Raw genomic sequence first — 21,717 nt, 5'->3', positions numbered from 1 at the left:
GAGGCTAGATGCCGGACTTCTGGCCGCTGGTCTCGAGCTGGATGTAGCGCTGGACCGTCTGCGGCAGGCTCTGGCCGACGAATTCGGCCATCTTCACCTCCTCTTGCAGGCTCTGCTGCAACAGGCCAAGGCCCTCCTGGTCACCAGCCGCCTGCGCCATCTCCATGAGGGCGCGATAGGACGCGATCTCGAAATGCTCGAAGGCGTAGTTGGCGAAGGTGTTCTTCAGGATCTCGTCCTGCATCGGGGCATGCGCCATGGCGGCGAGATTGCCCATCAGACCGGTGCCGAAATCCTTCAGCGCGGAATGGCTGGTGCCGTGCCGCTCGAGAATCTGCTCCAGGCGCTGGGCCTGGATGCGGCTCTCCTCCACATGGGACTTCATGCGGGCCGCCATCTCGGGATAGTTCTCGATCCTCTCGATCTGGCGCTCGAGCAGCTGAACCGCCTGCGTCTCGAGGGCATGGGCGTTCTTGAGGCCGGTGATGTAGATGTCCTGGGCGCTGCTTGCCATGGAGTGTCTCCTGTGTTTCCTGCGCAAGGAACAGCGCCGGGCGGGGGGCGGTTCCCCGGACGGGTGGACCGTTCCGGCGGCATGCCCCGACGCTCGGGAACGCCGGGCGGGGCTATGGCGCTTTGGCGGCCATGGAAAAGGACACCCCGATGCGCTGGGACGGGACGACCACTGACGCCAAGCCGCCACGCTTCGTGCCGGCGCCGCTCGGCACGGCGATAGGCCGGGGCATCCGCAACCGCTGCCCCTATTGCGGCGTCGGCCGGGTCTTCGCCGGCTACCTGGCGCTGGTGCCGGAATGCAGCAACTGCCACGCGCCGCTCGCCCGGTTGCGGGCGGATGACGCACCGCCCTACTTCGTCATCTTCCTCGTCGGCCATCTGCTGGTGCCGCCCGTCTTCTGGGTGGAGAAGGCTTATGAGCCGCCGATGTGGCTTCACATGGTCATTTGGTTGCCTCTCTTCACCATCCTCTGCATCCTGCTGCTGCGACCCATCAAGGGCGCTGTGGTGGGGTGGATGAGCACGCTCGGGATCGTCTCGGTCGAGGAGGATGACGAGGAGGAGGCGCCGGCCGCGGCCGCGCCCCCGCTGCGCGGACTGCCCGACCGGAATGCCTGAGGAAGAGCCCCCCGAGCGGCGGATCGTCCGGCTGGAACTGCCGGATGCCAGCCCCCTCCCCTCTGCCTATGCCGAGGCGGACCGCAGGCAGGCGGTGCAGGACCTGCTGGCCAGCAACAGCTTCGACCCGCTTGGCGTGCCAGGCGGGCCCTTCGTGCTGTATCTCTGTGTGCGGGACGGGCGGCTGGTCTTCGACATACGCGATGGCACGGAGGAGGCGGTGCGGGCGGTGGCGCTGGCGCTCGGGCCTTTTCGGCGGCTCATCAAGGACTATCACCTGATCGTCCAAAGCCATGAGCAGGCGGTCACCGAGGGTGGGCACGAGGCGCGCATCCAGGCGATCGACATGGGCCGGCGAGGGCTGCACAACGAGGGCGCGGCGCTGCTGGTGGAGCGGCTGGAAGGCCGCATCGGCCTCGACTTCGAGTCGGCGCGGCGGCTCTTCACCCTGGTCTGCGCGCTGCACCAGCGGATCTAGCGGCAGGCGGGGCTTCATCCGACTACCGCTTGACGTGATGCTCCCTTGAGACGCAAGCACCGGCCATGAAGATCAACGGCACTTCCTATCGCAGCGTCTGGGTGGACCCCGAGGATGGCTGGTCCGTCCGCATCTTCGACCAGACCAGGCTGCCCTGGTCGGTCGATATCCTGCAGCTCACGACATGGGAGGCGGCGGCGCATGCGATCCGCTCCATGCAGGTGCGCGGGGCGCCGCTGATCGGCGCCGTCGCGGCCTATGGCGTGGCGCTGGCCATGCGGGCCGACCCCACCTCGCTCGACCGGGTGCTGCCGGCGCTGAATGCGACCCGGCCGACGGCGATCAACCTGCGCTGGGCGCTCGACCGGCAGCGGGCGGCGCTGCACAACCTGCCCGTCGAGGCGCGGGCGGAGGCAGCCTATGCCGAGGCGGCCGCCATCGCCGACGACGATGCCGAGACCTGCCAGCGCATCGGCGAGAACGGGCTGCCGCTGCTGGCCGAGGTCGCGGCGCGGAAGGGCAAGGTCAACGTGCTGACCCATTGCAATGCCGGCTGGCTGGCGACCGTCGACTGGGGCACGGCGCTGGCGCCGATCTACATGGCGCATGACGCGGGCCATGACGTGCATGTCTGGGTCGACGAGACCCGGCCGCGCAACCAGGGCGCGGCGCTGACTGCCTTCGAGCTCGGCGCCCATGGCGTCCCCCACACCGTCATCGCCGATAATGCCGGCGGGCACCTGATGCAGCATGGCGATGTCGATCTCTGCATCGTCGGCACCGACCGGGTGACGCGGCAGGGCGATGTCGCCAACAAGATCGGCACCTATCTGAAGGCGCTGGCGGCGCGCGACAACGGCATCCCCTTCTGGGTGGCGCTGCCGCATTCGACGCTCGACTGGCGGGTGCGGGATGGCGTCGCCGAAATCCCGATCGAGGAGCGGTCGGGGGCGGAGGTGACGGAGCTGACCGGCCGCACCGCGGACGGGCGGATCGAGACGGTGCGCGTCGTCGCCGAGGGCAGCGCCGCGGCCAACCCGGCCTTCGACGTGACGCCGGCGCGGCTGGTGACGGGGCTCATCACCGAGCGCGGGCGGTGCGAGGCGAGCGAGGCGGGGCTCGCCGCCATGTATCCGGAATTCGCCGGACAGTAGAGAACCGACCGAACCGCTTCATCCGGCCCGGGCTGAATTGTAGCTCATCTGAAACCTGAGCATCATCCTCCGGCTATACGGCGGCGGCATGGTCCGCCGCCGCATGGCTTGGGGGTTGTGGATGATGCGTAAGGCCCGAATTCTGGCAGCAGGCAGTGTTCTTCTTGCGGTAGCGGCACAGCCTGCCCGGGCGCAGGAGGCTGCGCGGATGGAGGCGATCGAGCGGCAGATCCGGTCGCTGCAGGGCGAGTTGACCCGCATGCGGCGCGACATGCAGGTGCGCGAGACCGAGACCCGCGCGGCCAAGCAGGATGCCGCGCAGGCCCGCTCCGAGGCGCAGGCCGCGCAGCGTCAGGTCGAAACCACGCAGCGCCAGATCGAGGCCGCGCCGCGCCTCACCGGGCAGCCGCCGGCCGACCAGGTGCGCATCGGCTTCCCGAGCAACCGGCCGACCATCACCTCCGCCGACGGCCGCTTCAGCGCCTATCTCGGCGCGCAATTTCAGTACGACGTCGGTGGCGCCCTCCAGGGCGACCGCACCGCGGGAGCGCCGCGGCTCAACTCCTTCGGCGAGAACCTCCGCCGCGGCCGTCTGTACTTCGGCTTCAAGTACGACGACCTGTTGCTGAGCGTGACGCCCGATTTCGGCGGTTCGCCCGACGGCACGCCGTCGCTCTACGAGGCCAACCTCACCTGGACTCCGATCCGGCCGCTGGCGCTGACGGTCGGCTACTACAAGCCCTATTACGGCCTGGCCGACTCCATGAGCTCGAACGACTTCCTGTTCCTCGAGCGGCCGAGCATCATGGAGATCGCCCGAAACATCACGGCCGGTGACGCTCGTGCCTCGGTCGGCGGACGCTGGGCGGCGAGCCGCTGGTTTGCCGCAGGCTACCTCACCGGCGACGTCGCTGGCTCGAACAGCACCACCCAGGCCACCAGCGGGCAAACCGGCTTCGTCGGCCGCGTGGCCGGCCGACCCTATACCGATGCCGATACCGACCTGCATCTCGGCGTCACCGGCTCCTACGCCTTCGACCTGCGGCGGCAGGCGGACGGCCAGACGCTTCGCCTGCGCGACCGGCCGGAATGGCGCGCCGGCGATCCTTCCACCCGGCTGATCGATACCGGGAACCTGGCGGCCGACAATGCCAGCGCCTGGGGTCCCGAGTTCGGCGTGCGCTGGCGCAACTTCATGCTGCAGGGCGAGTACCAGCAGATCAACGTGGCACAGGCCCAGACCAGCGGCGCGCTGCGGCCCGACCTGACCTTCGATGGCGGCTATGTCGAGGCAAGCTGGGTCATGACCGGCGAGCCGCGGCGCTACAGCACCTCCTCCGCCGCCTTTGGCCGGCCCAACCCCGCGCGCCCCTTCGACTTCAGCGGCGGCGGCTGGGGCGCCTGGGAGCTGATGGCCCGCTACAGCGTCGCCGACCTGAACGACAAGGTCACCCGCGGCCAGGCGCAGGCGGCGACTGGCGGCGTCCATGGCGGCCGGCAGGAGGTGGTGGGCCTGGGCCTGTCCTGGTACCCGACCAACTTCCTGCGCTTCATGCTTGATTGGAACATCGTCAACGTGGACCGGCTGAATACCGCCGGCACCCAGCAGATCGGCGACCGCTTCCACACGATCGGGCTGCGGTCCCAGATGGCGTTCTGATCCGTGCCGCGCCGGCCTTAGCGGCCGTAGAGGGCCGGGACCGGGTGGCGGTCCCGGCTGGTGCGTTCCAACATCATCAGCCCGGCGATCAGCATGCCGCCGGCGCCGCAGGCCGCCCAGAAGGCCAGCATCGGCGGCACGCGGCCGGGGGTGAAGGCGTCGGACAGCAGCAGGGCGACCAGGGCCGAGATCACGGCCAGGGAGGCGCCGATCAGGCTGCAGGCGATCCGTTGCATGCTGAGTTGCTCCGTTCATCGATGGGCCAGTCGGCCCGTGCAGCGATAAGAACACCCGGCGCTTGGCAGCTTCTGGTCGGTGATGGGGCGATTTCGTGGCAGCGCTCCCGGTTGCGCCGCAGCAAGGAATGCGGGATCGTCCCGCCCCGACGCCTGCCGGGAGCCCCTCGCCCATGATCCGTGCCTTCCTCGCCACCCTGCTGGGCGCCGGCCTGCTGGCCGCGCCGGCCCTCGCCCAGACCACCGTCGGTGCCCCGGCCGGCGGCCAGCCGCCGCTGCGCTGCGCGGTGGATGGCACCTTCGCGCCGCACGCCTTCCCGAGCCTCCAGGGCGGGGTGCAGGGCTTCCAGATCGACCTCTTTGATGCCGTGGCGAAGCGGCTGGGGCGGCAGCTCGTCATCGACAGCGCCAGCTTCTCGGGCCTCATCCCGGCGATGAATGCGGGGCGCTACGATTTTCTCTGCGCGCCCGTGACGGTGACGGAGGAGCGGGCGCGTAGCCTGCTCTTCACCGAGGGCTATCTCTGGACCGAGCTGCAATTCGGCATCAGGCGCGGCACCACGCCGATCCGCTCGGAGGAGGACCTGCGCGGCAAAACGGTCAGCGTGAACAAGGGCACGCCCTATGAGCAATGGGTGCGCAACAACGCCGAGCGGCTGGGACTGACGCTGCTCGCCTTCGACAGCCAGCCGGATGCGGTGCAGGCGGTGCTACAGGGCCGAGCCTATGCCAACCTCTCGGGCAACACGGTGATCAAGTACTCGGCGGCGCGCACGCCGCAATTCATCGCCGACTTCGCGCTGCCCGGCACGCGCTTCCATTGGGGGACGCCGACGCGGCAGGACAACACGGCGATGCGGGCGCAGCTCGAGGAGGCAATCGAATGCCTCAAGAAGGACGGCACCATCGCGCGGCTTTCCGAGAAGTGGTTCGGCGCAGCGCCGAAGGAGGACGATGCGGAGCGCGTCCCCTTCCCCGGCTATGGCCCGCCCGGCCTGCCGGGCTATGACGCGACGCCGGTGCGCGCGGCCTGCGGGTGAGCGCCGCGATCGTCGAGGCGCGCGGCGTCCACAAGCATTTCGGCGGCCTGCATGTGCTGAAGGGCGTCGATCTCGCGGTGCGGGAGCGTGAGCTGGTCTTCGTCATCGGGCCGAGCGGCTCGGGGAAGTCGACGCTGCTGCGCTGCCTCAACCGGCTGGAGGAGCCGAGCGACGGCAGCATCACGGTGGACGGCATCGACATGCTCGACCGCCGTACCGACATCAACAAGGCCCGTCAGCGGATTGGGATGGTCTTCCAGTCCTTCAACCTCTATCCGCACATGACGGCGCTCGGGAATGTCGCGCTGGCCTTGCGCCGGGTGCAGGGGCTGCCACGGGCGGAGGCGGAGGCCAGGGCACGGCAGGCGCTGGAGCGGGTGCACCTGGCGGACCGTGCCGGGCATTACCCGGGCCAGCTCTCGGGCGGGCAGCAGCAGCGCGTCGCCATCGCGCGGGCCATCGCGCTGGAGCCCCGCGTGATGCTGTTCGACGAGCCGACCTCGGCGCTCGACCCGGAGCTGGTCGGCGGCGTGCTCCAGGCGATGCGGGAGCTGCGCGAGAGCGGCATGACCATGGTCGTCGTCAGCCACGAGATGGGCTTCGCCCGCGCGGCGGCGGACCGGGTGGTGTTCATGGATGGCGGCCGCATCGTCGAGGAGGGTCCGCCCGAGGCGATCTTCGGCAACCCGCAGCAGGAGCGGACGCGCGCCTTCATCGGCCAGATCGAGCGGCACTGACCCGTGACCAATTGGGACCGCTTCCTCGACAGCTTCTTCAACGCGCGCGTGGCCGCCGAATACCTGCCGAAGATCATCGAGGGCTTCTGGCTCACCATCCTGCTCGCCGCCTGCATCATCCTGGCCGGGGTTGCGGCGGGGCTGGCGCTGGCGGTGCTGCGCAGCCTGGGCATCCGGGTGCTGAACTGGGCGATCATCTTCGTCGTGGACCTGTTCCGGGCGCTGCCGCCGCTGGTCATCATCGCGCTGCTCTATTTCGGGCTTCCCGCGGCGGGGCTCTCGCTCTCCGGCTTCGCGGCGGCCTGGCTGGCGCTCTCGCTGGTGCTGATGGCCTTCACCGAGGAAATCTTCTGGGCCGGCATCACCGCCGTGCCCAAGGGCCAATGGGAAGCGGCGCGGAGCACGGGGCTCGGCTTCCTCGACACCTTCACCCTGGTCGTGCTGCCGCAGGCGGTGCGAATGGTGATCCCGCCGCTGACCAACCGCACCATCGCCATCACCAAGGGGACGGCGCTGGCCTCCGTCGTCGCGGTGCAGGAAATCCTGGGCGCGGCGCAGGCGGGCGTCTCCTTCAGCTTCAACCCGACGCCGCTGACGCTCGGGGCGGTCGCCTATCTCGTGCTGTTCCTGCCCGTCGTGATCCTCGGCCGCTGGGTCGAGACGCGCTTCGCCTGGAAGCGTTGAGCCATGTCCTTCGATGAGTTCCTCCAGGCCTTCTTCTCGCTCGAGATATTGCAGCAGGCCTGGCCGATCCTCTGGGCGGGGCTTCTCAACACGCTGCTGCTCTCGGTCGTGGTGGTGCCGCTCGGCTTCCTCGGCGGGCTGATCCTCGCCCTGCTCGGCACGGTGCACAGCCGGTGGGTGCGCTGGCCGCTGATCGCCTGGGTCGACCTGTTCCGCTCGCTGCCGCCGCTGGTGCTGCTGGTCTTCGTCTATGCCGGTCTGCCCTTCGCCGGGCTCGAGGTCACGGCGCTGACGGCGGTGGCCATCGGCTTCTTCCTCAATACCGGCGCCTATTACGGCGAGATCCTCCGCGCCGGCATCGAAAGCGTGCCGCGCGGGCAGGTGGAGGCGGCGCGCTGCACCGGCCTCACCGCGGCGCAGGCGATGGCGCATGTGGTGCTGCCGCAGGCGGTGCGGAACGTGCTGCCGGACCTCATCTCCAACACGCTGGAGGTGGTGAAGCTCACCTCCATCGCCTCGGTGGTGGCGCTGCCGGAACTGCTCTTCCAGGCGCGGCAGGCGCAGAGCGTGACCTACAACGCGACGCCGATCATGGCCGCGGCGGTGATCTACTTCATCCTGCTCTGGCCGGTGGTGCGGCTGCTCTCGCGGCTGGAGAACCGGCAGATGGCCGGGCGGCGGTAGTCCTCGCCGTCAGCCGCCTGCTCATCCCGTCCGTTCGTGGGCGGCGCCCATGAGCTTCAAGGACAGATGACTAAGGCCCACTGGGCAGGGCCCGCAGATAAGCCACGATGTCCGACAGGTCGTCGGGGCTGACGCGCGCATAGTAGCCATAGGCCATCGGCGGGTTGAGCTGGTGGCCGTCGGCGGAGATGCCCTGCGTGATGGCGCGGAAGATCTGCGCCTCGGTCCAGTCGCCGATGGCCCTCGGGGTGATGTCGCGCGGCACGACCTGCCCCAGCGGCGAGGCCATCGGCGGGCCGCCGGCGCCCGCCCGGCTCCAGTCGCGCCGCCCGTCGGGACCGACCGGGCTATGGCATTCGATGCAGTGCCCGAGGGGCCCGGCGAGATAGGCGCCGCGGGAGACCGGGTTGTCGGCCGGCATCGCCACCGTCCCGACCGGCGGCCCGTAGGAGGGCGGCAGCGGGATCTGGAAGCTCGACCTCCCCGTCGCGTTCCGCACCGGCGGCACGCTGCGGAGATAGGCGACCATGGCGGCGAGGTCGCGGTCGGCGATGCCGCGATAGAGCTCGATTGGCATAGGCGGGCCGATCAGGCTGCCATCCGGCCGCCGCCCCTCGCGGATGGCGAGTGCGATCTGCGCATCGGTCCAGCGGCCGATGCCGGTCTCGGGGTCGGGCGTGATGTTGGAGGCGACGGCGCGGAACAGCCCTGGCTCTTCGATGACCAGGCCGCCGGCCAGCGCCATGCCCGGCACATCGCCGGACGGGCCCTTCGGCGTATGGCAGTTGCCGCAGGCGGCAATCCCCTCGACCAGGTAGCGGCCGCGCTCCAGCAGGGCGGCCTCCTGGGCCAGGGCCTGGCCGCCAAGCAGCAGGGCCAAGCCCCATCCAAGCCAGAACCGCATCCTTCCGCCCCCTATTGGTCCGGCCAAGAGAGCAAGGACGATGCACCGGCGCAACCGGCGCGGCGGTCATCTACTTCACGGCATAGACATCGTAGGTCGGCCCGCTCGGCGGCCGCTGGCCGATGCCGATGGCGAGGATCCGGTTCAGCCAGGCCAGCGGCGCGGCGCCGGTCTCGAAGCGGATGGCGGTGCGGAAGTAGTACTCGGCCGGGTCCACCGCCTCGCCGGCATTCAGCCGCGCCAGCACCTCGGGCGCCGCGGTGCGGATGCCGCTGTAATGCATGAAGATGTGGTGGCCTTCGGCGGACTTGACGGTCAGCCGCACATCCATATGCGCCGTGCCGTCCGGGTCGACGCGCAGCCAGTCGGCGGCGGTGCCGGGGAGGATCTCGCCGGTCAGCGCCGGGCCTTCGATGCGGCCGCCGGTGACGGGGACGATGCGGAGGTCGCCGGTCCGTGTCGCGCCCACGGGCTGGGGCGCGCCGACCGTGAGGGTGGCGCGGAAGAGGAATTCGCCCATCAGTGGCAGGGGTGTCATGGCCTTGTCCTCCTTATCGTTGCCGCCAGGGCAGGCCTTCGGCCTTCCAGCCGGCGAGTTGGCCGCGATGGCCCTCCTCGTCGGGCGGGCCCTCGAAGCCGTCGGCCACGTTGAAGGCATGCGGGAAGCCCATGCTCTGCGCAGCCTGCCCGGCGGCGAGGCTGCGGACGCCGGAGCGGCAGATGAAGTAGAGGCGGTTCTCCGCCGTCAGCCCGGCCTTGCGCATCTGCTCGGCGAAGGCGCCGTTCACCTGCATGGAGGGATAGACCTGCCAGGGGATGAGCAGGAGCTGCTTGCCCGTCTCGGTGATGTCCGGCAAGCCGACGAAATTCCATTCCGCGTCGGTGCGGACATCGATGAGAATGGTGGCGGGGTCCTGGACCAGCGCCTCCCAGGTGTCGCGGGGGCGGATATCGGGCACACCGGGCATGCGGCGTCTCCTCTGCACGGGGTTCGGGCGGAGCATGGGCGGCCTGCCGGCGGAGGGCAATCCGGCTTTCCGGTTGACCGGCCCGGCCCGAGGTCCGACCATTCCGGCATGGACGCCCCGATCCGCCTTGGCATGCTCACCCCCTCCTCCAACACCGTGCTGGAGCCGGTGACGGCGGCGATGCTCGCCGGGCTGCCGGGGGTAACGGCGCATTTCGCCCGGATCCGGGTAGTGGCGATCGATCTCGGCGCCGGATCGCGGGGGCAGTTCGACACCGGGCCGATGCTGGAGGCGGCAGGGCTGCTGGCGGATGCCAAGGTGCATGCGATCTGCTGGAACGGCACCTCCGGCGCTTGGCTGGGGCTGGAGCAAGACCGGGCGATTTGCGAGGTCATCACCCGCGCAACCGGCATCCCGGCGGTGACGGCGACGCTGGCGCTGATGGAGGCGCTGGCGCTGCTCGGGGCGCGGCGGCTGGGGCTGGTGACGCCCTATCTCGGCACCGTGCAGGAGGCGATCGTCGCCCGCTGGGCAACGGCTGGCCTCGATGTGGTGGCGGAGCGGCATCTGGAGGATCCGGGCAATTTCAGCTTCGCGGACCACCCGGAGGCGCTGGTCGCGCGGCTGGTGCGGGAGGTGGCGCAGGCCGGGCCGGAGGCGATCGCCATCCACTGCACCAATTTCCGCGGCGCCGGGGCGGTGGCGGCGCTGGAGGCGGAGACGGGAATCCCGGTACTGGACAGCATCGCCGTCGCGCTCTGGGGAGCCTTGCGGGCGGCGGGGTCGCCGACGGGAAGGCTGGCGGGCTGGGGACGGCTCTTCCGGCTTGGGGAAATGTCTCGAAGAGATTAGCAGTCTCTTTTCACCGATGAGGCGTTGATTCCGGCTTACCTCATTCCGGCTGAGCACGCCCAACCCCAGTATCCTTCTCGGGGTCCCGCCTTGTCGCAGCGGCGGCTGCTGCTGCTTACCGACAGCCTCGCCCATGACGGGCTGGACGATGCCGGCAACTACCGCGCCGATGGTGGTGGGGCGGCCTTCAACCTTCACCAGCAGGGGCGGCGCGGACGGCACTCGCGTTCTCTTCGCTTGAGCGGCTTGCGGCAAGGGATGTTATAACATAACGTATCTGTATGAGACGATCTCTGGCGCTGCTGCTCGCCCCTTGCCTTGCCCCCTGGCCTGCGCCCGGGCCTGCCCTGGCGCAGGAGGCGCCCGTGGCAGTGCTGCCGGAGATGGTGGTGGAGGCGCAGCGCGCCGCCGCCGCGCGGCAGGGCATCCTCGCCCGCTTCGGCGCGCGCGAGGTGACGGTAGACCGGGAGACCATTGAAGGCCTGCCGGGCGGGGCGAACCAGCCGCTCAACCAGATCCTGCTGCAGACGCCGGGGGTGGTGCAGGACGGTCTCGGCGACATCCACATCCGCGGCGAGCACCGCAACCTGCAATACCGGCTGAACGGGGTGCAGCTGCCGGAGGGCATCAGCGGCTTCGCCCAGGTCTTCGATGCGCGGTCGCTGCGCAGCGTCTCCGTCCTGACCGGCGCCCTGCCGGCGCAATTCGGCTTCCGTACCAATGCGGTGATCGACCTCGAGACGCGGACGGGCGCGCTCGATCCGGGCGGCAGCATCGGCGTCTATGGCGGGGCGCGCGGCACGATCCAGCCGCATGCGAGCTGGGCGGGCCTCGTCGGGCCGTGGGATGTCTTCGTCACCGGGAGCTTCCTGCGCAGCGACCAGGGCATCGACAACCCGACCAGCTCCTGGCGTGCCATCAACGGCAACACGCAGCAGACCCGCGGCGTCGCCTATGCGGCGCGGCAGCTCGACGACACCACGCGGCTCTCGCTCATCGCCGGGACCTCGCTGAGCCGCTTCCGCATTCCGGTGACGCGGGGGCAGGAGCCCGCCTTCACCGCCTTCGGCGCCTCCGACTTCGACTTCGACAGCGCCGATCTGCGCGCGCGGCAATGGGAGCGCAACTGGTACGGCGTCGCCGCCTTGCAGAAATCCTATGGCGATGTCGATGTCCAGATCGCGCCGTTCGTGCGCTATTCCTCCATCCACTACGTGCCGAGCACGGTGGGCGAGACGGTGTTCAACGGCAGCGCGGCCGATGTCTTCCGCGCCAGCATGGCGATGGGCGTGCAGGGCGATGCGGCCTGGCGCGTCGCAGCCAACCACACCATCCGCATCGGCGTCCAGGCGCAGGGCGAGCGCGCCCGGTTCCGCAGCAGCACCACCGCCCTGCCCCTCGATGCCGATGGCGCGCCGGTGGACGATCCCTTCACCATCGGCGACCGCTACGGGCGCACCGGCTGGCTCTATGGCGGCTATGTGCAGGACGAGTGGCGGATCACGCCGCGGCTGACGCTCAATGTCGGCGTCCGCTGGGACCAGATGGTGCAGTTCGTCACCGCCGGGCAGCTCTCGCCGCGCGTCAACTTGGTCTGGAAGCCGGGCGACACGACGACCATCCACGCCGGCTATGCGCGCACCTTCACCCCGCCGCAATTCGAGCTGGTGCAGGCCGGCTCCATCGCCCGGTACGAGGGCACGACGGCGGCGCCCTTCAGCCTGGAGAACGGCCTCGCCCGGCCGGAGCGCGCCCATCGCTTCGATGTCGGCATCTCGCAGCGCATCGGGCCGCGGCTGACGCTCGGCGTCGATGCCTACTACAAATCCGTCCGCGACCTGCTGGATTTCGGCCAGTTCGGCGCGGCACCGATCTTCACGCCCTTCAACTTCCGCCTGGGCCGCGTCTATGGCGTGGAGTTCTCCGGCAACTGGCGCGGCGACCGCTGGCTGGCCTATGCCAACCTGGCCTTGAGCCGCTCCGTCGGACGCGACCTGCGCTCGGGGCAATTCGCCATCGAGCCGGATGAGCTGGCCTATATCGCCGGCAAGTATGTGCGCACCGACCACGACCAGCTCATCACCGGCTCGGCCGGGGCAATCTGGAATGCCTGGGAAGGTGGGCGGCTCTCCGCATCGATGCTCTATGGCAGCGGGCTGCGGCGGGGCTTCGCGGCGACGGAGAAGGTCGATCCCTATGCGACCTTCAATCTCGGACTGAGCCAGGAATTCACCGGGCCGGATCGCGGGCGGTGGACGGCGCGGATCGACCTCATCAACGTCTTCGACTCGATCTACCAGTTGCGCGACGGCACGGGCATCGGGCTCGGCGCGGCGCAATACGGGGTGCGGCGGGGCGTCTTCGCCGGTCTGAGCCGCAACTTCTAGCGGCAGCGGCGGGTGGGGGGTAGGCTCCCCCATGGCCGAGACCGTGCAGCCGAAGCGACCGCCCCTCTGGCTGCTGGCCTTCATCACCCTCAGCGGCACGATGGCGATGCATATCTTCGTGCCCGCCCTGCCCGAGGCGGGGCGCGACCTCGGCGCCGGGCTCGGCGCGATGCAGATGACCATCAGCCTCTACATCCTCGGCCTCGCCTTCGGGCAGCTCGCCTATGGGCCACTGGCCGATGCGCTGGGGCGGCGGCCAATGCTGATGGCGGGGCTCACGATCTACGCGCTGGCCGGGCTGGCGGCGGCGCTGGCGCCGAATGCCGGGGCGCTGGTGGTGGCGCGGCTCTTCCAGGCGCTCGGCGGCTGCGCCGGGCTGGTGCTGGGCCGGGCCATGGTGCGCGACACGGCCGGGCCGGAGGAGACGGTGCGGCGCCTCGCCCTGCTGACGCTGATGATGCTGGTCGGTCCGGGGCTGGCGCCGGTGCTTGGCGGGGCGATGGCGGCGACGCTCGGCTGGCGGGCGATCTTCCTGCTGCTGGCCGCGATGGGGGCGCTCGGCATCGCCCTCTGCTGGCGGCTGCTGCCAGAGACGGGCGGGCGCGCCGGGCCAGTGAACCCACGCCTGCTGGGGCGCGAGTACCGGGCGCTGGTCGGCTCGCGCGCCTTCCTCGGCCTCGCCATCGGCGGGGGCTGCGCGACGACCTCCTTCTACGCCTTCGTCGCCGCGGCGCCCTTCATCCTGACCGGGGAGTTGCACCGGCCGCCGCAGGAGGTGGGGCTCTGCCTCGGCCTCATCATCCTCGGCATGGCCGCAGGCAACCTGATGACCGGACGGCTGGCGGCGCGCTTCGGCACGGAGCGGCTGCTGCTCGGGGCGAATGCGCTGAGCGGCGCGGCGGCGCTCGGCTTCCTCGGGATGGTGCTGGCGGGGCGGCTCGGCCTCGTGCCGATGCTCGGGCTGATGCTCGTCTTCACCCTCGGCATCGGCATGGCGAGCCCGGCGGCGCTGGCACGGGCGGTGAGCGTCAACCCGAAGGTGATCGGCTCCGCCTCCGGCCTCTACGGTTTCGCGCAGATGGGCGTCGGCGCGCTCTGCACGGCCCTGGCCGGGCTGGGGCGGGACCCGGCGCTTGCCGCCGCCGCGGTGCTGGCGGGGGCGAGCCTCGTCGCGCAGCTTGCCTTCCGCATCGCCTTGCGGCGCGTGCCGGCGAAGTAGGACGGATACACCGGCCCGATCGCCCGCACCGCGAGCAGCAGGCGGTGACATGGCCGTGGCCGCCCGGGACGGGCTCAAGCTCGCTACGCCGGTGCCGCCGCCGCTTCCAGCGTGCGCAGGGGCATCGCAAATGGCCACATGGTGCCGGGCATCGCCCGGAGCCCCTTCCGCCGGCGGCGCCCCTGGCCTATCCGGCAGGCGCAAGGGAGGCAGCGATGCGGCGGAGGCAGGTGTTGCAGGGAGCGGGGCTGGTCCTGGCGGGACCGGCGCTCGCCCAGGGGAGCCGGGCGCGGAGCTTGCGCTTCATGCCGCAGGCGGCGCCGGCGGTGCTCGACCCAATATTCAACCCGACCACGATCGCCACGACGCATGGCTACTGCGTCTTCGACACCCTCTATGGCTGCGACAGCGCGCTCCGCCCGCGGCCGCAGATGGCGGCGGGGCACGAAGTCTCGGCCGATGGGCTGGCCTGGACCATCCGCCTGCGCGAGGGCCTACGCTTCCATGACGGGGAGCCGGTGCGGGCGCGGGACTGTATCGCCTCGCTCAGGCGCTGGGCGGTGCGGGACGGCTTCGGACAGGTGCTGGCGGCGGCGGTGGCCGAGTGGGCGGCGCCGGATGACCGGACGCTGCTGATCCGCCTGCACCGGCCCTTCCCCGCACTGCTCGACGCGCTGGCCAAGCCGGCGGCGAGCCCCGCCTTCATCATGCCGGAGCGGCTGGCGGCGACGCCGGCCGACAAGCCGATCACCGAGATGGTTGGCAGCGGGCCCTGGCGCTTCCTGGCCGATGAATTCAGCCAGGGCGCGAAGGCGGCTTATGTTCGGAACGAGGCCTATGTCCCGCGCGACGAGCCGGCGGAAGCGGCCTCCGGCGGCAAGCGCGTGCATTTCGACCGGCTGGAGCTGATCTGGATTCCGGATGGCGGCACGGCGGCGGCGGCGCTGCGGACAGGGGAGATCGACTGGATCGAGTACCCGCTGCCCGACCTGGTGCCGGTGCTGGACCGGGCGCCGGGCGTCACCACCCAGATCTACGACCCGAACGGCTTCCTCGGCTTCCTGCGCTTCAACCACCTGCATGCGCCTTTCAACGATGTGCGGGTGCGGCGGGCGGTGCGCGAGGCGATGGCGCAGGCGGACTACATGGCAGCCGTCGCCCTGCCCGGGGATTGGCGGGAATGCCATGCCGTCTTCCCCTGCGGGCTGCCGCAGGTGCGGGAGTTTCCGGCGGCGCTGGGCGGCGAGCCGGCGATGGAGCGGGCGCGGGCGGCGCTGCGCGAGGCCGGCTATCGCGGCGAGCGGGTGGCGCTCGTCAACCCGAGCGACTTCCCTGCCGTTACCCAGCAGGGCCGCGTCACCGCCGACCTGATGCGGCGGCTCGGCGTCACCATCGAGCTGGTGGAGAGCGACTGGGCCACGATCATCGCCCGCCGCGCCAACAAGGCGCCGCCCGAGGCGGGCGGCTGGAGCCTGCACAACACCAATTTTCCGGCGGCCGCCATCGCCAACCCGGCGGTCAGCCCGATCATCCGCGGGCATGGCGAGCGGGCCTGGTTCGGCTGGCCGACCGATGCGGCGAGCGAGGCGGCGGTGCAGAGCTGGATCGGCGCCGCCGATGCCAGGGCGCAGGCCACGGCCATGGCCGAACTCCAGGCCGCGGCCTGGGAAAGCGTGCCCTTCGCCCCGACCGGGCTGTTCCGCCTGCGCACCGCCTTCCGGCGCGAGCTGACGGGGGTGCTGCAGGGGCCGAACCCTTTCCTGTGGAACCTCAGACGGGGCTGAGGCGCCTCAGCAGGGGTTGGGCAGCAGCGCCAGCTCGCGCATCCGGCCATTCACGCTGAAATCGCCGAATTCCATCTTCAGCTCGTCGGCGATGCCGTTCTCGTAGTAGCGCAGCCCGACCTCGTAATCGGGCGCGCTGGCGCCGCCGGCACTGCTGCCGGGCGTACGGTCGAAGAAGGCGATGCGCATCCGTGCGCTGCCGAGCGGGGCCAGCGCCGGGAAGCGCTCGTTCGCCTGCGCCGTCTGCCAGGCCTGGAGAACGCTGGTGGTATCCTGTGCGCCATCGGCGCTGGTGCCGTCGAAGAGCGGCACCACCAGCAGCCGCTGCCCGGCGCGGGATGCGGCAAGTGTCCGGATGGTGTGCAGCATCGGCAGCAGCGTGCCGGGCGGCAGCGCCACCTGCTTCGCCTCCGGGTCGACATAGCGGACGGTGCCGCCCTCCGGCGTCACCTCCGCCTCGCCCGAAATGCGCTGGGAAACGGCGCCCTGCGAGGTCTGCGTCAGGGAGAAGCGGATGCTCCGACCGTCCTTCGTCTCGTAGGTCGAGTAGTCGGAGGTGGTCTCGACCTCCGTCCCGTCCCGGTCGGTGATGGTGAGCTGGAAGCGCTGCCGCGTGGCCCAGCCGTCGCAGGCATCGACCACCTCATAGAGCATGGCGCCCTCGGCCCGGGCGATGTCGGAATTGTCCCGCACCCGGTCGAGCGTCAGTTGGTAGGCGGCGCGGTGGCCGGCCATGGCGCTGGCCCCGGGCGCCTCCGGCTCCGCGGCGACGGGCGCCGCCCAGGCAGCGAGGAGGGCGGCGGCGAGCAGGGGGCGGCGCAGCGGCATCACTCTGTCCTTTGAAGCGACGTGTTGATCTAGGGCGCCTTGGGCGCCGCGGCAGCCCCCTTTGCGGGGGGCAGCTCGGTGCGGATGTGCAATTCCTTGAGCCGGGCGGGCTCGACGGTGGAGGGCGAGCCCATCATCAGCTCCTCGCCCTGCTGATTCATCGGGAAGAGGTTGACCTCGCGCAGGTTCGGCTCCTCCGCCAGCAGCATGACGATGCGGTCGATGCCGGCCGCCATGCCGCCGTGCGGCGGGGCGCCGTAGCGGAAGGCGTTCAGCATGCCGCCGAAGCGCTCCTCCACCGCCTCGGGCGGATAGCCGGCGATGCCGAAGGCGCGCACCATGATCTCCGACTTGTGGTTGCGGATGGCGCCCGAGGCCATCTCGTATCCGTTGCAGACCACGTCGTACTGATAGGCCGGGATGGTCAGCGGGTCCTGCCCCTCCAGCGCCGCCATCTCGCCCTGCGGCATGGAGAAGGGGTTGTGGCTGAAGTCGACCTGCCCGGTTTCCTCGTTCAGCTCGTAGAAGGGAAAGTCGGTGATCCAGCAGAAGCGGAAGCCCGTCTTCTCGGAGAGGCCGAGGTCGTGGCCGAGCTTGAGGCGCGCCTGGCCGGCGAGCTTCGCGGCATCCGCGGCCTTGCCGGCGGCGAAGAAGACGGCATCGCCTGCCCCAAGACCGCAGGCGGCGCGGATGGCCTCGGCACGGTCGGCCTTGAGGTTGCGGGCGATCGGCCCCTTGGCGCCCTCGGCGTCGAAGGTGATGTAGCCGAGGCCGCCGGCGCCCTGCTCGCGCGCCCATTCGTTCATCTTGTCGAAGAAGCTGCGCGGGTTGGCGGCGGCGTCCGGCGCCGGGATGGCGCGCACCACGCCGCCCGAGGCCGCGATCTTGGCGAAGAGGCCGAAGCCGGAGCCGGCGAACTGCTCGGTGACGTCGCGGATGACGAGCGGGTTGCGGAGATCCGGCTTGTCGGAGCCGTAGTCGAGCATGGCCTTCGCATAGGGGATGCGGATCCAGGGGCCGGCATCGACATGGCGCCCCTCGGCGAAGCGCTCGAAGGTGCCGCGGATCACCGGCTCCATCGTGGTGAACACGTCCTCCTGCGTGACAAAGCTCATCTCGACGTCGAGCTGGTAGAACATCAGCGTGCGGTCGGCGCGGCCGGCCTCGTCGCGGAAGCAGGGGGCGATCTGGAAGTAACGGTCGAAGCCCGCCACCATCGTCAGCTGCTTGTACTGCTGCGGCGCCTGCGGCAGGGCGTAGAACTTGCCGGGATGCAACCGCGCGGGGACGAGGAAGTCGCGCGCGCCCTCGGGGCTGCTGACCGTCAGGATCGGCGTCTGGAATTCGTTGAAGCTGGCGGCGATCATCCGCTCGCGGATGTCCTGGATGATCTGCGCGCGGAGGATCATGTTGCGCTGCAGCCGCTCCCGCCTGAGGTCGAGGAAGCGGTAGCGCAGCCGCATCTCCTCTGGGTACTCCTGCTCCGCTGCGATCTGGAAGGGCAGCACCTCGGCCGTCGATTGCACGGTGAGCTCGCGGACGCGGAGCTCGATCTCGCCGGTCGGCAGCTTGGCGTTGATCGTGCCCGGCTCGCGGTTCACCACCTCGCCAGTGACGGTGATGACGCTCTCGGGCCGCAGCCGGTCCGCCACCTCGAAGACGGGCGAGCCCTGCGCCACCACGCATTGCGTGAGGCCGTAATGGTCGCGCAGGTCGATGAAGAGCAGTCCGCCATGGTCCCGCTTCCGGTGCACCCAGCCGGAGAGGCGAGCCGTGTTGCCGGCATCGGTGGCGCGGAGGGCGCCGCAGCTATGGGTGCGGTAGGCGTGCATGGGAGTTGGGAACCTGCGCTGGCGATCGGAGCGCCCGTAAGAGGGGCCGGTGGCCGGTCCTGTCAAGCTCGCATGGCTTTCCCCCGGCCCCGCCCGGGTCTAGAAGCCTCGGATGAGCCGTCGTTCCGTCGAAGCCGAGCCCGTTCCCGCCCTCGTCACCACCACCGAGGCCCTCGCCGCCCTCTGCGAGCGGCTGCGGGGGGAGAGCTTCGTCACGATCGATACGGAGTTCATGCGCGAGCGGACCTATTGGCCCGAGCTCTGCGTCGTCCAGCTCGGCGGGGAGCGTGAGACGGCCGTGGTCGATGCCTTGGCCCCCGATCTCGACCTCGCCCCGCTCGGCGCCCTGCTGGCCGACCCCGCGGTGGTGAAGGTCTTCCACGCCGCGCGGCAGGACGTGGAGATCTTCCTGCTGAAATTCGATGCGGTGCCGGCGCCGCTCTTCGACACCCAGGTGGCCGCCATGGTGGCCGGCTTCGGCGACCAGGTGAGCTACGACCAGCTCTGCCGCTCGCTGGCCAATGCCCAGATCGACAAGGCGCACCGCTTCAGCGACTGGTCGGTGCGGCCGCTCTCCGCCGCGCAGGTCGCCTATGCGGCGGCCGATGTCACCCATCTCCGCCGCATCTACGTCGCGCTCAGCGAGCGGCTGGAGCGGGAGGGGCGGCTCGACTGGGTGGGCGAGGAGATGGCGGTGCTGAACCGGCCGGAGACCTACCGCGTCGATCCCGAGACGGCCTGGGAGCGGCTGCGCCCGCGTACCGGCAACCGCCGCTTCCTTGGCCTGCTGCAGGCCGCTGCCGCCTGGCGGGAGCGGGAGGCTCAGCGCATCAACATCCCCCGCCAGCGGTTGGTGAAGGACGAGACGCTGCTGGAACTGGCCGCCACCGGGCCGGAGACTCCGGCCGACCTGGCGCGGGCGCGGGGCATCTCGGAGGGTTTCGCCAAGGGGCGGAGCGGGGCCGGGCTGATCGCCGCGATCAAGGCGGCCAAGGCGCTGCCCGATTCGGACCTGCCGGAGGCGCCGCGCGACCGCGGCGGCCCCTCCCCCTCCCCTGCCCTGGTCGCGCTGCTGAAGGTGCTGCTGGCGGCCAAGGCGGAGGAGCACCATGTCGCGCCGCGCCTGCTGGCGAACAGCGAGGAACTGGACCGGCTGGCGACCGAGGCGGAGCCGGATCTGCCGGCGCTGCATGGCTGGCGGCGGGAGGTCTTCGGCGAGGCGGCGATGGCGCTCAAGGCAGGCCGGCTGGCGGTCGGCGTCGAGGGGCGGCGGATCAAGCTGATCGCAGTGCGGTAGGCGGCCGGGCACCGCCGCCGGTGCCGGCCGGCTGCTGGGGCTGCGGCACCATCGGCGTGCCGGGCTTCGCCTGATCCTCTGCCATGCCTGTCTCCTGTCCTGGGAGGCAGGCTCAACGCGGCAGGCCCTCCGCGGTGCCCTCGAGGCCAAGCGCCCGCAGCTGCGCGATGCTCCCCGCCGCCGAGACGTGGTGGATGAAGCGCCCGCCCTTCCGCTCCCACCCATCCCGCGCCGAGGCGCGGTCATCCACCAGCACATGGCCGGGGCCTGACCAACGCGGCTTCTCGTGGCTCATGCAGGTGATGATGGGGACATGCGCGCCGAGTACCCGCGCCACCCAGCGCCGCTTCTGCTCCGGCGCCCAGGCGCCGCGCGGCAGGCCGGTCAGGATGGTCGGTCTCAGCGGGGCGCAGAAGCGCCAGAGCGCCTCGGCATCCTGCATCATCTCCAGCGTCTCGAAGAAGCGCGGCGCGCGGGCGAGCGCGGCCCACATCGCCTTGAGCGGCAGCGCCTCCGGCCGCTGGCCGGTCACGATCTCGACGCCGCGGTCGAAATCCGCCAGCACGCCGTCGAGGTCGAGGAAGAGCACGGCGCTACCGGCGGCAGGCCCCGGCGGCGAGGCGGACGCAATCGGCGAAGACATCGAGCGCATCGAAGGCCCGGTCCACCCCATCCGCCGGCAGCACGACCGGGTGGCCGCCGCCCTGCAGCACGGCGCCGGGAATCATCAGGTTGTCGGCCAGGCCGAAGCCCTCGACCATCAGGCCGGGCATCGGGTCCGGCACCGCAGCCAGGTGCCGGCGGCTGCGCTCGGCGAAGGGCGTCGCCGTGTTGGAATAGGCGAAGATCGGCTTGCCGCGGCCGAGGAACCAGCCGAGTTCCACCAGCGTGCCCGCATCCGCCGAGGGGCCGCGGAAGGGGGTGAGGTTGGCGATGACGATGTCGCATTCCTCCATCATCGCCACGTCCTTGTCGTAGATGACGCGCCACAACCGGTCCTCTGGCAGGGTGCGCAGCGTCTCGACATCCTCGTTCAGCGGCGGCCGGCCAATGACGCCATGCTGCGCGCAGAGGGCGACCTTGCGGGCCGCGTGGGCGATGGCGTCGGGGAGGAAGACGTCCGGCCCGGCGAGATAGGCGGTGATGCTCATGCGCCGGCAGTCAACAGGAGCCGGCGCCACCTGTCATTAGGGGAAGACACCGAGCAGCCAGGCGGTGCAGAGCAGGGCCAGCGCCCAGGCGAGGACGGCGCCGCCGAACAGCTTCCAGGCATGGCTGGCGGCGCCCCGCTCCAGCAAGCGCTGCAGCACCTCGCCGAGGCTCACGCGTGTGGGCCGGGGCGGACGCATCGCCGCGGCTCGCGGGCGGGCCTGCTGCCAGGCATTGGGATTGGGCCGGAGCGCCTGGCGGGCCTCCGTCCTCCGTCGATCGAGAATGTCCTGCACAGATGGGCCATGACGTCGTTACGGAACGGAGTTTGTGCGGCGCAACCGTTCCGATCCAGTCACTGACCCGTGCATCGCGGATCGGTGCAATGGCGCGTCGAACCGTCTGCCCTCTGGCCGGTTGATGCGACGGAAAGAGAGGACCCGGAATGAGCGACGACGACGACCGCGCGCGGCGCATCCGCGAACGCGCCTATTTCCTGTGGCTTGGCGATGGCCAGCCCGATGGCCTAGCGGAGGCGCACTGGCGCCGCGCCGTCGCCGCCGAGCGGCAAGACCGCGAGGCCGACGAAGCCAGCGAGGAGAGCTTCCCCGCCAGCGACCCGCCGGCGCATAGCGGCATCACCGGCGTCGGCGGTCCGGCTTGACGCAGCCCGGCCCCGCCGCTGCTATG

24 protein-coding genes are annotated in these 21,717 nt (G+C 70.7%); 14 read left to right on the top strand and 10 right to left on the bottom strand.

Annotation, left to right across the window (positions count from 1 at the left end):
- Window positions 1-4: 4 nt before the first annotated feature.
- Window positions 5-514 carry a ferritin-like domain-containing protein gene (locus JMJ56_RS23425; RefSeq protein ID WP_202834195.1) on the bottom strand — a complete coding sequence of 170 codons (510 nt, stop codon included), beginning with the start codon at window positions 512-514 and terminating at the stop codon, window positions 5-7.
- A gap of 131 nt (window positions 515-645) precedes the next feature.
- On the opposite strand from JMJ56_RS23425, the gene JMJ56_RS23420 reads away from it, so the two are divergent.
- The 4 genes from JMJ56_RS23420 to JMJ56_RS23405 all read left to right on the top strand — a co-directional run bounded on the left by JMJ56_RS23420 (window position 646) and on the right by JMJ56_RS23405 (window position 4,426).
- Window positions 646-1,134, top strand: a complete 489-nt coding sequence (locus tag JMJ56_RS23420; RefSeq protein ID WP_202834194.1) for a DUF983 domain-containing protein — start codon at window positions 646-648, stop codon at window positions 1,132-1,134.
- Window positions 1,127-1,612, top strand: coding sequence for a UPF0262 family protein (locus tag JMJ56_RS23415; RefSeq protein ID WP_202834193.1), 486 nt, complete (start codon window positions 1,127-1,129; stop codon window positions 1,610-1,612). The genes JMJ56_RS23420 and JMJ56_RS23415 overlap by 8 nt, the downstream gene beginning before the upstream one ends.
- Before the next feature lie 65 nt (window positions 1,613-1,677).
- Window positions 1,678-2,766 (top strand): S-methyl-5-thioribose-1-phosphate isomerase, encoded by a 1,089-nt coding sequence (gene mtnA / locus JMJ56_RS23410; protein ID WP_202834192.1) that lies wholly within the window; start codon window positions 1,678-1,680, stop codon window positions 2,764-2,766.
- Between the two features lie 208 nt (window positions 2,767-2,974).
- Entirely contained in the window at window positions 2,975-4,426 is a 1,452-nt protein-coding gene (locus JMJ56_RS23405) for a porin (protein ID WP_202834191.1), read from the top strand.
- 17 nt (window positions 4,427-4,443) lie between these two features.
- Here the strand turns inward: JMJ56_RS23405 and JMJ56_RS23400 are convergent, their stop codons facing one another.
- Window positions 4,444-4,662 carry a hypothetical protein gene (locus JMJ56_RS23400; RefSeq protein ID WP_202834190.1) on the bottom strand — a complete coding sequence of 73 codons (219 nt, stop codon included), beginning with the start codon at window positions 4,660-4,662 and terminating at the stop codon, window positions 4,444-4,446.
- A gap of 173 nt (window positions 4,663-4,835) precedes the next feature.
- Between JMJ56_RS23400 and JMJ56_RS23395 the strand changes: the two genes are divergently transcribed.
- The 4 genes from JMJ56_RS23395 to JMJ56_RS23380 are packed head-to-tail and all read left to right on the top strand — an operon-like array spanning window position 4,836 to window position 7,807.
- Window positions 4,836-5,702 (top strand): transporter substrate-binding domain-containing protein, encoded by an 867-nt coding sequence (locus JMJ56_RS23395; RefSeq protein ID WP_202834189.1) that lies wholly within the window; start codon window positions 4,836-4,838, stop codon window positions 5,700-5,702.
- Complete coding sequence (locus tag JMJ56_RS23390) at window positions 5,699-6,439, top strand: amino acid ABC transporter ATP-binding protein (RefSeq protein ID WP_328702457.1); 741 nt, start codon at window positions 5,699-5,701, stop codon at window positions 6,437-6,439. Before JMJ56_RS23395 ends, JMJ56_RS23390 begins: the two co-directional genes overlap by 4 nt.
- A gap of 3 nt (window positions 6,440-6,442) precedes the next feature.
- Entirely contained in the window at window positions 6,443-7,123 is a 681-nt protein-coding gene (locus JMJ56_RS23385; protein ID WP_043341165.1) for an amino acid ABC transporter permease, read from the top strand.
- Between the two features lie 3 nt (window positions 7,124-7,126).
- A complete protein-coding gene (locus JMJ56_RS23380; protein WP_202834188.1) occupies window positions 7,127-7,807 on the top strand; it encodes an amino acid ABC transporter permease in 681 nt (226 codons plus the stop codon).
- Window positions 7,808-7,877: 70 nt separating this feature from the next.
- Here JMJ56_RS23380 and JMJ56_RS23375 read toward each other — a convergent pair whose 3' ends face one another.
- From JMJ56_RS23375 to JMJ56_RS23365, 3 genes are all read right to left on the bottom strand, one after another.
- The gene (locus JMJ56_RS23375; protein ID WP_202834187.1) at window positions 7,878-8,711 is read right to left on the bottom strand and encodes a cytochrome c family protein; all 834 of its coding nucleotides are present in this window, start codon (window positions 8,709-8,711) and stop codon (window positions 7,878-7,880) included.
- A gap of 70 nt (window positions 8,712-8,781) precedes the next feature.
- Window positions 8,782-9,249 (bottom strand): DUF3237 domain-containing protein, encoded by a 468-nt coding sequence (locus tag JMJ56_RS23370; RefSeq protein WP_202834186.1) that lies wholly within the window; start codon window positions 9,247-9,249, stop codon window positions 8,782-8,784.
- A 13-nt stretch (window positions 9,250-9,262) separates the two neighbouring features.
- Entirely contained in the window at window positions 9,263-9,679 is a 417-nt protein-coding gene (locus tag JMJ56_RS23365; RefSeq protein ID WP_202834185.1) for a rhodanese-like domain-containing protein, read from the bottom strand.
- A gap of 108 nt (window positions 9,680-9,787) precedes the next feature.
- On the opposite strand from JMJ56_RS23365, the gene JMJ56_RS23360 reads away from it, so the two are divergent.
- The 4 genes from JMJ56_RS23360 (at window position 9,788) to JMJ56_RS23345 (ending at window position 15,921) form a co-directional block, all read left to right on the top strand.
- Complete coding sequence (locus JMJ56_RS23360; protein ID WP_202834184.1) at window positions 9,788-10,531, top strand: maleate cis-trans isomerase family protein; 744 nt, start codon at window positions 9,788-9,790, stop codon at window positions 10,529-10,531.
- Between the two features lie 365 nt (window positions 10,532-10,896).
- On the top strand, window positions 10,897-12,918 hold the full coding sequence (locus JMJ56_RS23355) for a TonB-dependent receptor (RefSeq protein WP_202834183.1): 2,022 nt from the start codon (window positions 10,897-10,899) through the stop codon (window positions 12,916-12,918).
- Between the two features lie 31 nt (window positions 12,919-12,949).
- On the top strand, window positions 12,950-14,137 hold the full coding sequence (locus JMJ56_RS23350; protein ID WP_202834182.1) for a multidrug effflux MFS transporter: 1,188 nt from the start codon (window positions 12,950-12,952) through the stop codon (window positions 14,135-14,137).
- Window positions 14,138-14,352: 215 nt separating this feature from the next.
- The gene (locus JMJ56_RS23345) at window positions 14,353-15,921 is read left to right on the top strand and encodes an ABC transporter substrate-binding protein (RefSeq protein ID WP_202834181.1); all 1,569 of its coding nucleotides are present in this window, start codon (window positions 14,353-14,355) and stop codon (window positions 15,919-15,921) included.
- A 6-nt stretch (window positions 15,922-15,927) separates the two neighbouring features.
- On the opposite strand, the gene JMJ56_RS23340 is transcribed toward JMJ56_RS23345, so the two are convergent.
- Both JMJ56_RS23340 and aspS read right to left on the bottom strand, forming a co-directional pair.
- A complete protein-coding gene (locus tag JMJ56_RS23340; protein WP_202834180.1) occupies window positions 15,928-16,749 on the bottom strand; it encodes an EipB family protein in 822 nt (273 codons plus the stop codon).
- A 29-nt stretch (window positions 16,750-16,778) separates the two neighbouring features.
- The gene (gene aspS / locus JMJ56_RS23335) at window positions 16,779-18,581 is read right to left on the bottom strand and encodes an aspartate--tRNA ligase (protein ID WP_202834179.1); all 1,803 of its coding nucleotides are present in this window, start codon (window positions 18,579-18,581) and stop codon (window positions 16,779-16,781) included.
- Window positions 18,582-18,693: 112 nt separating this feature from the next.
- Here aspS and rnd point away from each other — a divergent pair, with 112 nt between their 5' ends.
- Window positions 18,694-19,878, top strand: a complete 1,185-nt coding sequence (rnd, locus tag JMJ56_RS23330; protein ID WP_202834178.1) for a ribonuclease D — start codon at window positions 18,694-18,696, stop codon at window positions 19,876-19,878.
- A gap of 112 nt (window positions 19,879-19,990) precedes the next feature.
- Here the strand turns inward: rnd and JMJ56_RS23325 are convergent, their stop codons facing one another.
- The 3 genes from JMJ56_RS23325 to JMJ56_RS23315 are packed head-to-tail and all read right to left on the bottom strand — an operon-like array spanning window position 19,991 to window position 21,203.
- Window positions 19,991-20,467, bottom strand: coding sequence for a hypothetical protein (locus JMJ56_RS23325; protein WP_328702456.1), 477 nt, complete (start codon window positions 20,465-20,467; stop codon window positions 19,991-19,993).
- Between the two features lie 4 nt (window positions 20,468-20,471).
- Window positions 20,472-21,029: a nucleoside 2-deoxyribosyltransferase gene (locus tag JMJ56_RS23320; RefSeq protein WP_202834176.1), complete on the bottom strand. Its 558-nt coding sequence runs from the start codon at window positions 21,027-21,029 to the stop codon at window positions 20,472-20,474.
- A 36-nt stretch (window positions 21,030-21,065) separates the two neighbouring features.
- The gene (locus tag JMJ56_RS23315; RefSeq protein WP_202834175.1) at window positions 21,066-21,203 is read right to left on the bottom strand and encodes a hypothetical protein; all 138 of its coding nucleotides are present in this window, start codon (window positions 21,201-21,203) and stop codon (window positions 21,066-21,068) included.
- A 269-nt stretch (window positions 21,204-21,472) separates the two neighbouring features.
- On the opposite strand from JMJ56_RS23315, the gene JMJ56_RS23310 reads away from it, so the two are divergent.
- On the top strand, window positions 21,473-21,691 hold the full coding sequence (locus JMJ56_RS23310) for a DUF2934 domain-containing protein (protein ID WP_202834174.1): 219 nt from the start codon (window positions 21,473-21,475) through the stop codon (window positions 21,689-21,691).
- Window positions 21,692-21,717: the final 26 nt, after the last annotated feature.

Source organism: Belnapia arida (assembly GCF_016773205.1).
Lineage (GTDB): Bacteria > Pseudomonadota > Alphaproteobacteria > Acetobacterales > Acetobacteraceae > Belnapia > Belnapia arida.
The sequence above is the reverse complement of the archived record's forward strand: the minus strand, read 5'-3'. Positions and strand labels throughout refer to the sequence as shown.

Bases quoted from the DNA above. Each gene is read 5' to 3' on its own strand.
- JMJ56_RS23425 (WP_202834195.1), bottom strand. From the start codon at position 514: ATGGCAAGCAGCGCCCAGGACATCTACATCACCGGCCTCAAGAACGCC.
- JMJ56_RS23420 (WP_202834194.1), top strand. From the start codon at position 646: ATGGAAAAGGACACCCCGATGCGCTGGGACGGGACGACCACTGACGCC.
- JMJ56_RS23415 (WP_202834193.1), top strand. From the start codon at position 1,127: ATGCCTGAGGAAGAGCCCCCCGAGCGGCGGATCGTCCGGCTGGAACTG.
- mtnA (WP_202834192.1), top strand. From the start codon at position 1,678: ATGAAGATCAACGGCACTTCCTATCGCAGCGTCTGGGTGGACCCCGAG.
- JMJ56_RS23405 (WP_202834191.1), top strand. From the start codon at position 2,975: ATGGAGGCGATCGAGCGGCAGATCCGGTCGCTGCAGGGCGAGTTGACC.
- JMJ56_RS23400 (WP_202834190.1), bottom strand. From the start codon at position 4,662: ATGCAACGGATCGCCTGCAGCCTGATCGGCGCCTCCCTGGCCGTGATC.
- JMJ56_RS23395 (WP_202834189.1), top strand. From the start codon at position 4,836: ATGATCCGTGCCTTCCTCGCCACCCTGCTGGGCGCCGGCCTGCTGGCC.
- JMJ56_RS23380 (WP_202834188.1), top strand. From the start codon at position 7,127: ATGTCCTTCGATGAGTTCCTCCAGGCCTTCTTCTCGCTCGAGATATTG.
- JMJ56_RS23375 (WP_202834187.1), bottom strand. From the start codon at position 8,711: ATGCGGTTCTGGCTTGGATGGGGCTTGGCCCTGCTGCTTGGCGGCCAG.
- JMJ56_RS23370 (WP_202834186.1), bottom strand. From the start codon at position 9,249: ATGACACCCCTGCCACTGATGGGCGAATTCCTCTTCCGCGCCACCCTC.
- JMJ56_RS23365 (WP_202834185.1), bottom strand. From the start codon at position 9,679: ATGCCCGGTGTGCCCGATATCCGCCCCCGCGACACCTGGGAGGCGCTG.
- JMJ56_RS23360 (WP_202834184.1), top strand. From the start codon at position 9,788: ATGGACGCCCCGATCCGCCTTGGCATGCTCACCCCCTCCTCCAACACC.
- JMJ56_RS23350 (WP_202834182.1), top strand. From the start codon at position 12,950: ATGGCCGAGACCGTGCAGCCGAAGCGACCGCCCCTCTGGCTGCTGGCC.
- JMJ56_RS23345 (WP_202834181.1), top strand. From the start codon at position 14,353: ATGCGGCGGAGGCAGGTGTTGCAGGGAGCGGGGCTGGTCCTGGCGGGA.
- JMJ56_RS23340 (WP_202834180.1), bottom strand. From the start codon at position 16,749: ATGCCGCTGCGCCGCCCCCTGCTCGCCGCCGCCCTCCTCGCTGCCTGG.
- aspS (WP_202834179.1), bottom strand. From the start codon at position 18,581: ATGCACGCCTACCGCACCCATAGCTGCGGCGCCCTCCGCGCCACCGAT.
- rnd (WP_202834178.1), top strand. From the start codon at position 18,694: ATGAGCCGTCGTTCCGTCGAAGCCGAGCCCGTTCCCGCCCTCGTCACC.
- JMJ56_RS23320 (WP_202834176.1), bottom strand. From the start codon at position 21,029: ATGAGCATCACCGCCTATCTCGCCGGGCCGGACGTCTTCCTCCCCGAC.
- JMJ56_RS23310 (WP_202834174.1), top strand. From the start codon at position 21,473: ATGAGCGACGACGACGACCGCGCGCGGCGCATCCGCGAACGCGCCTAT.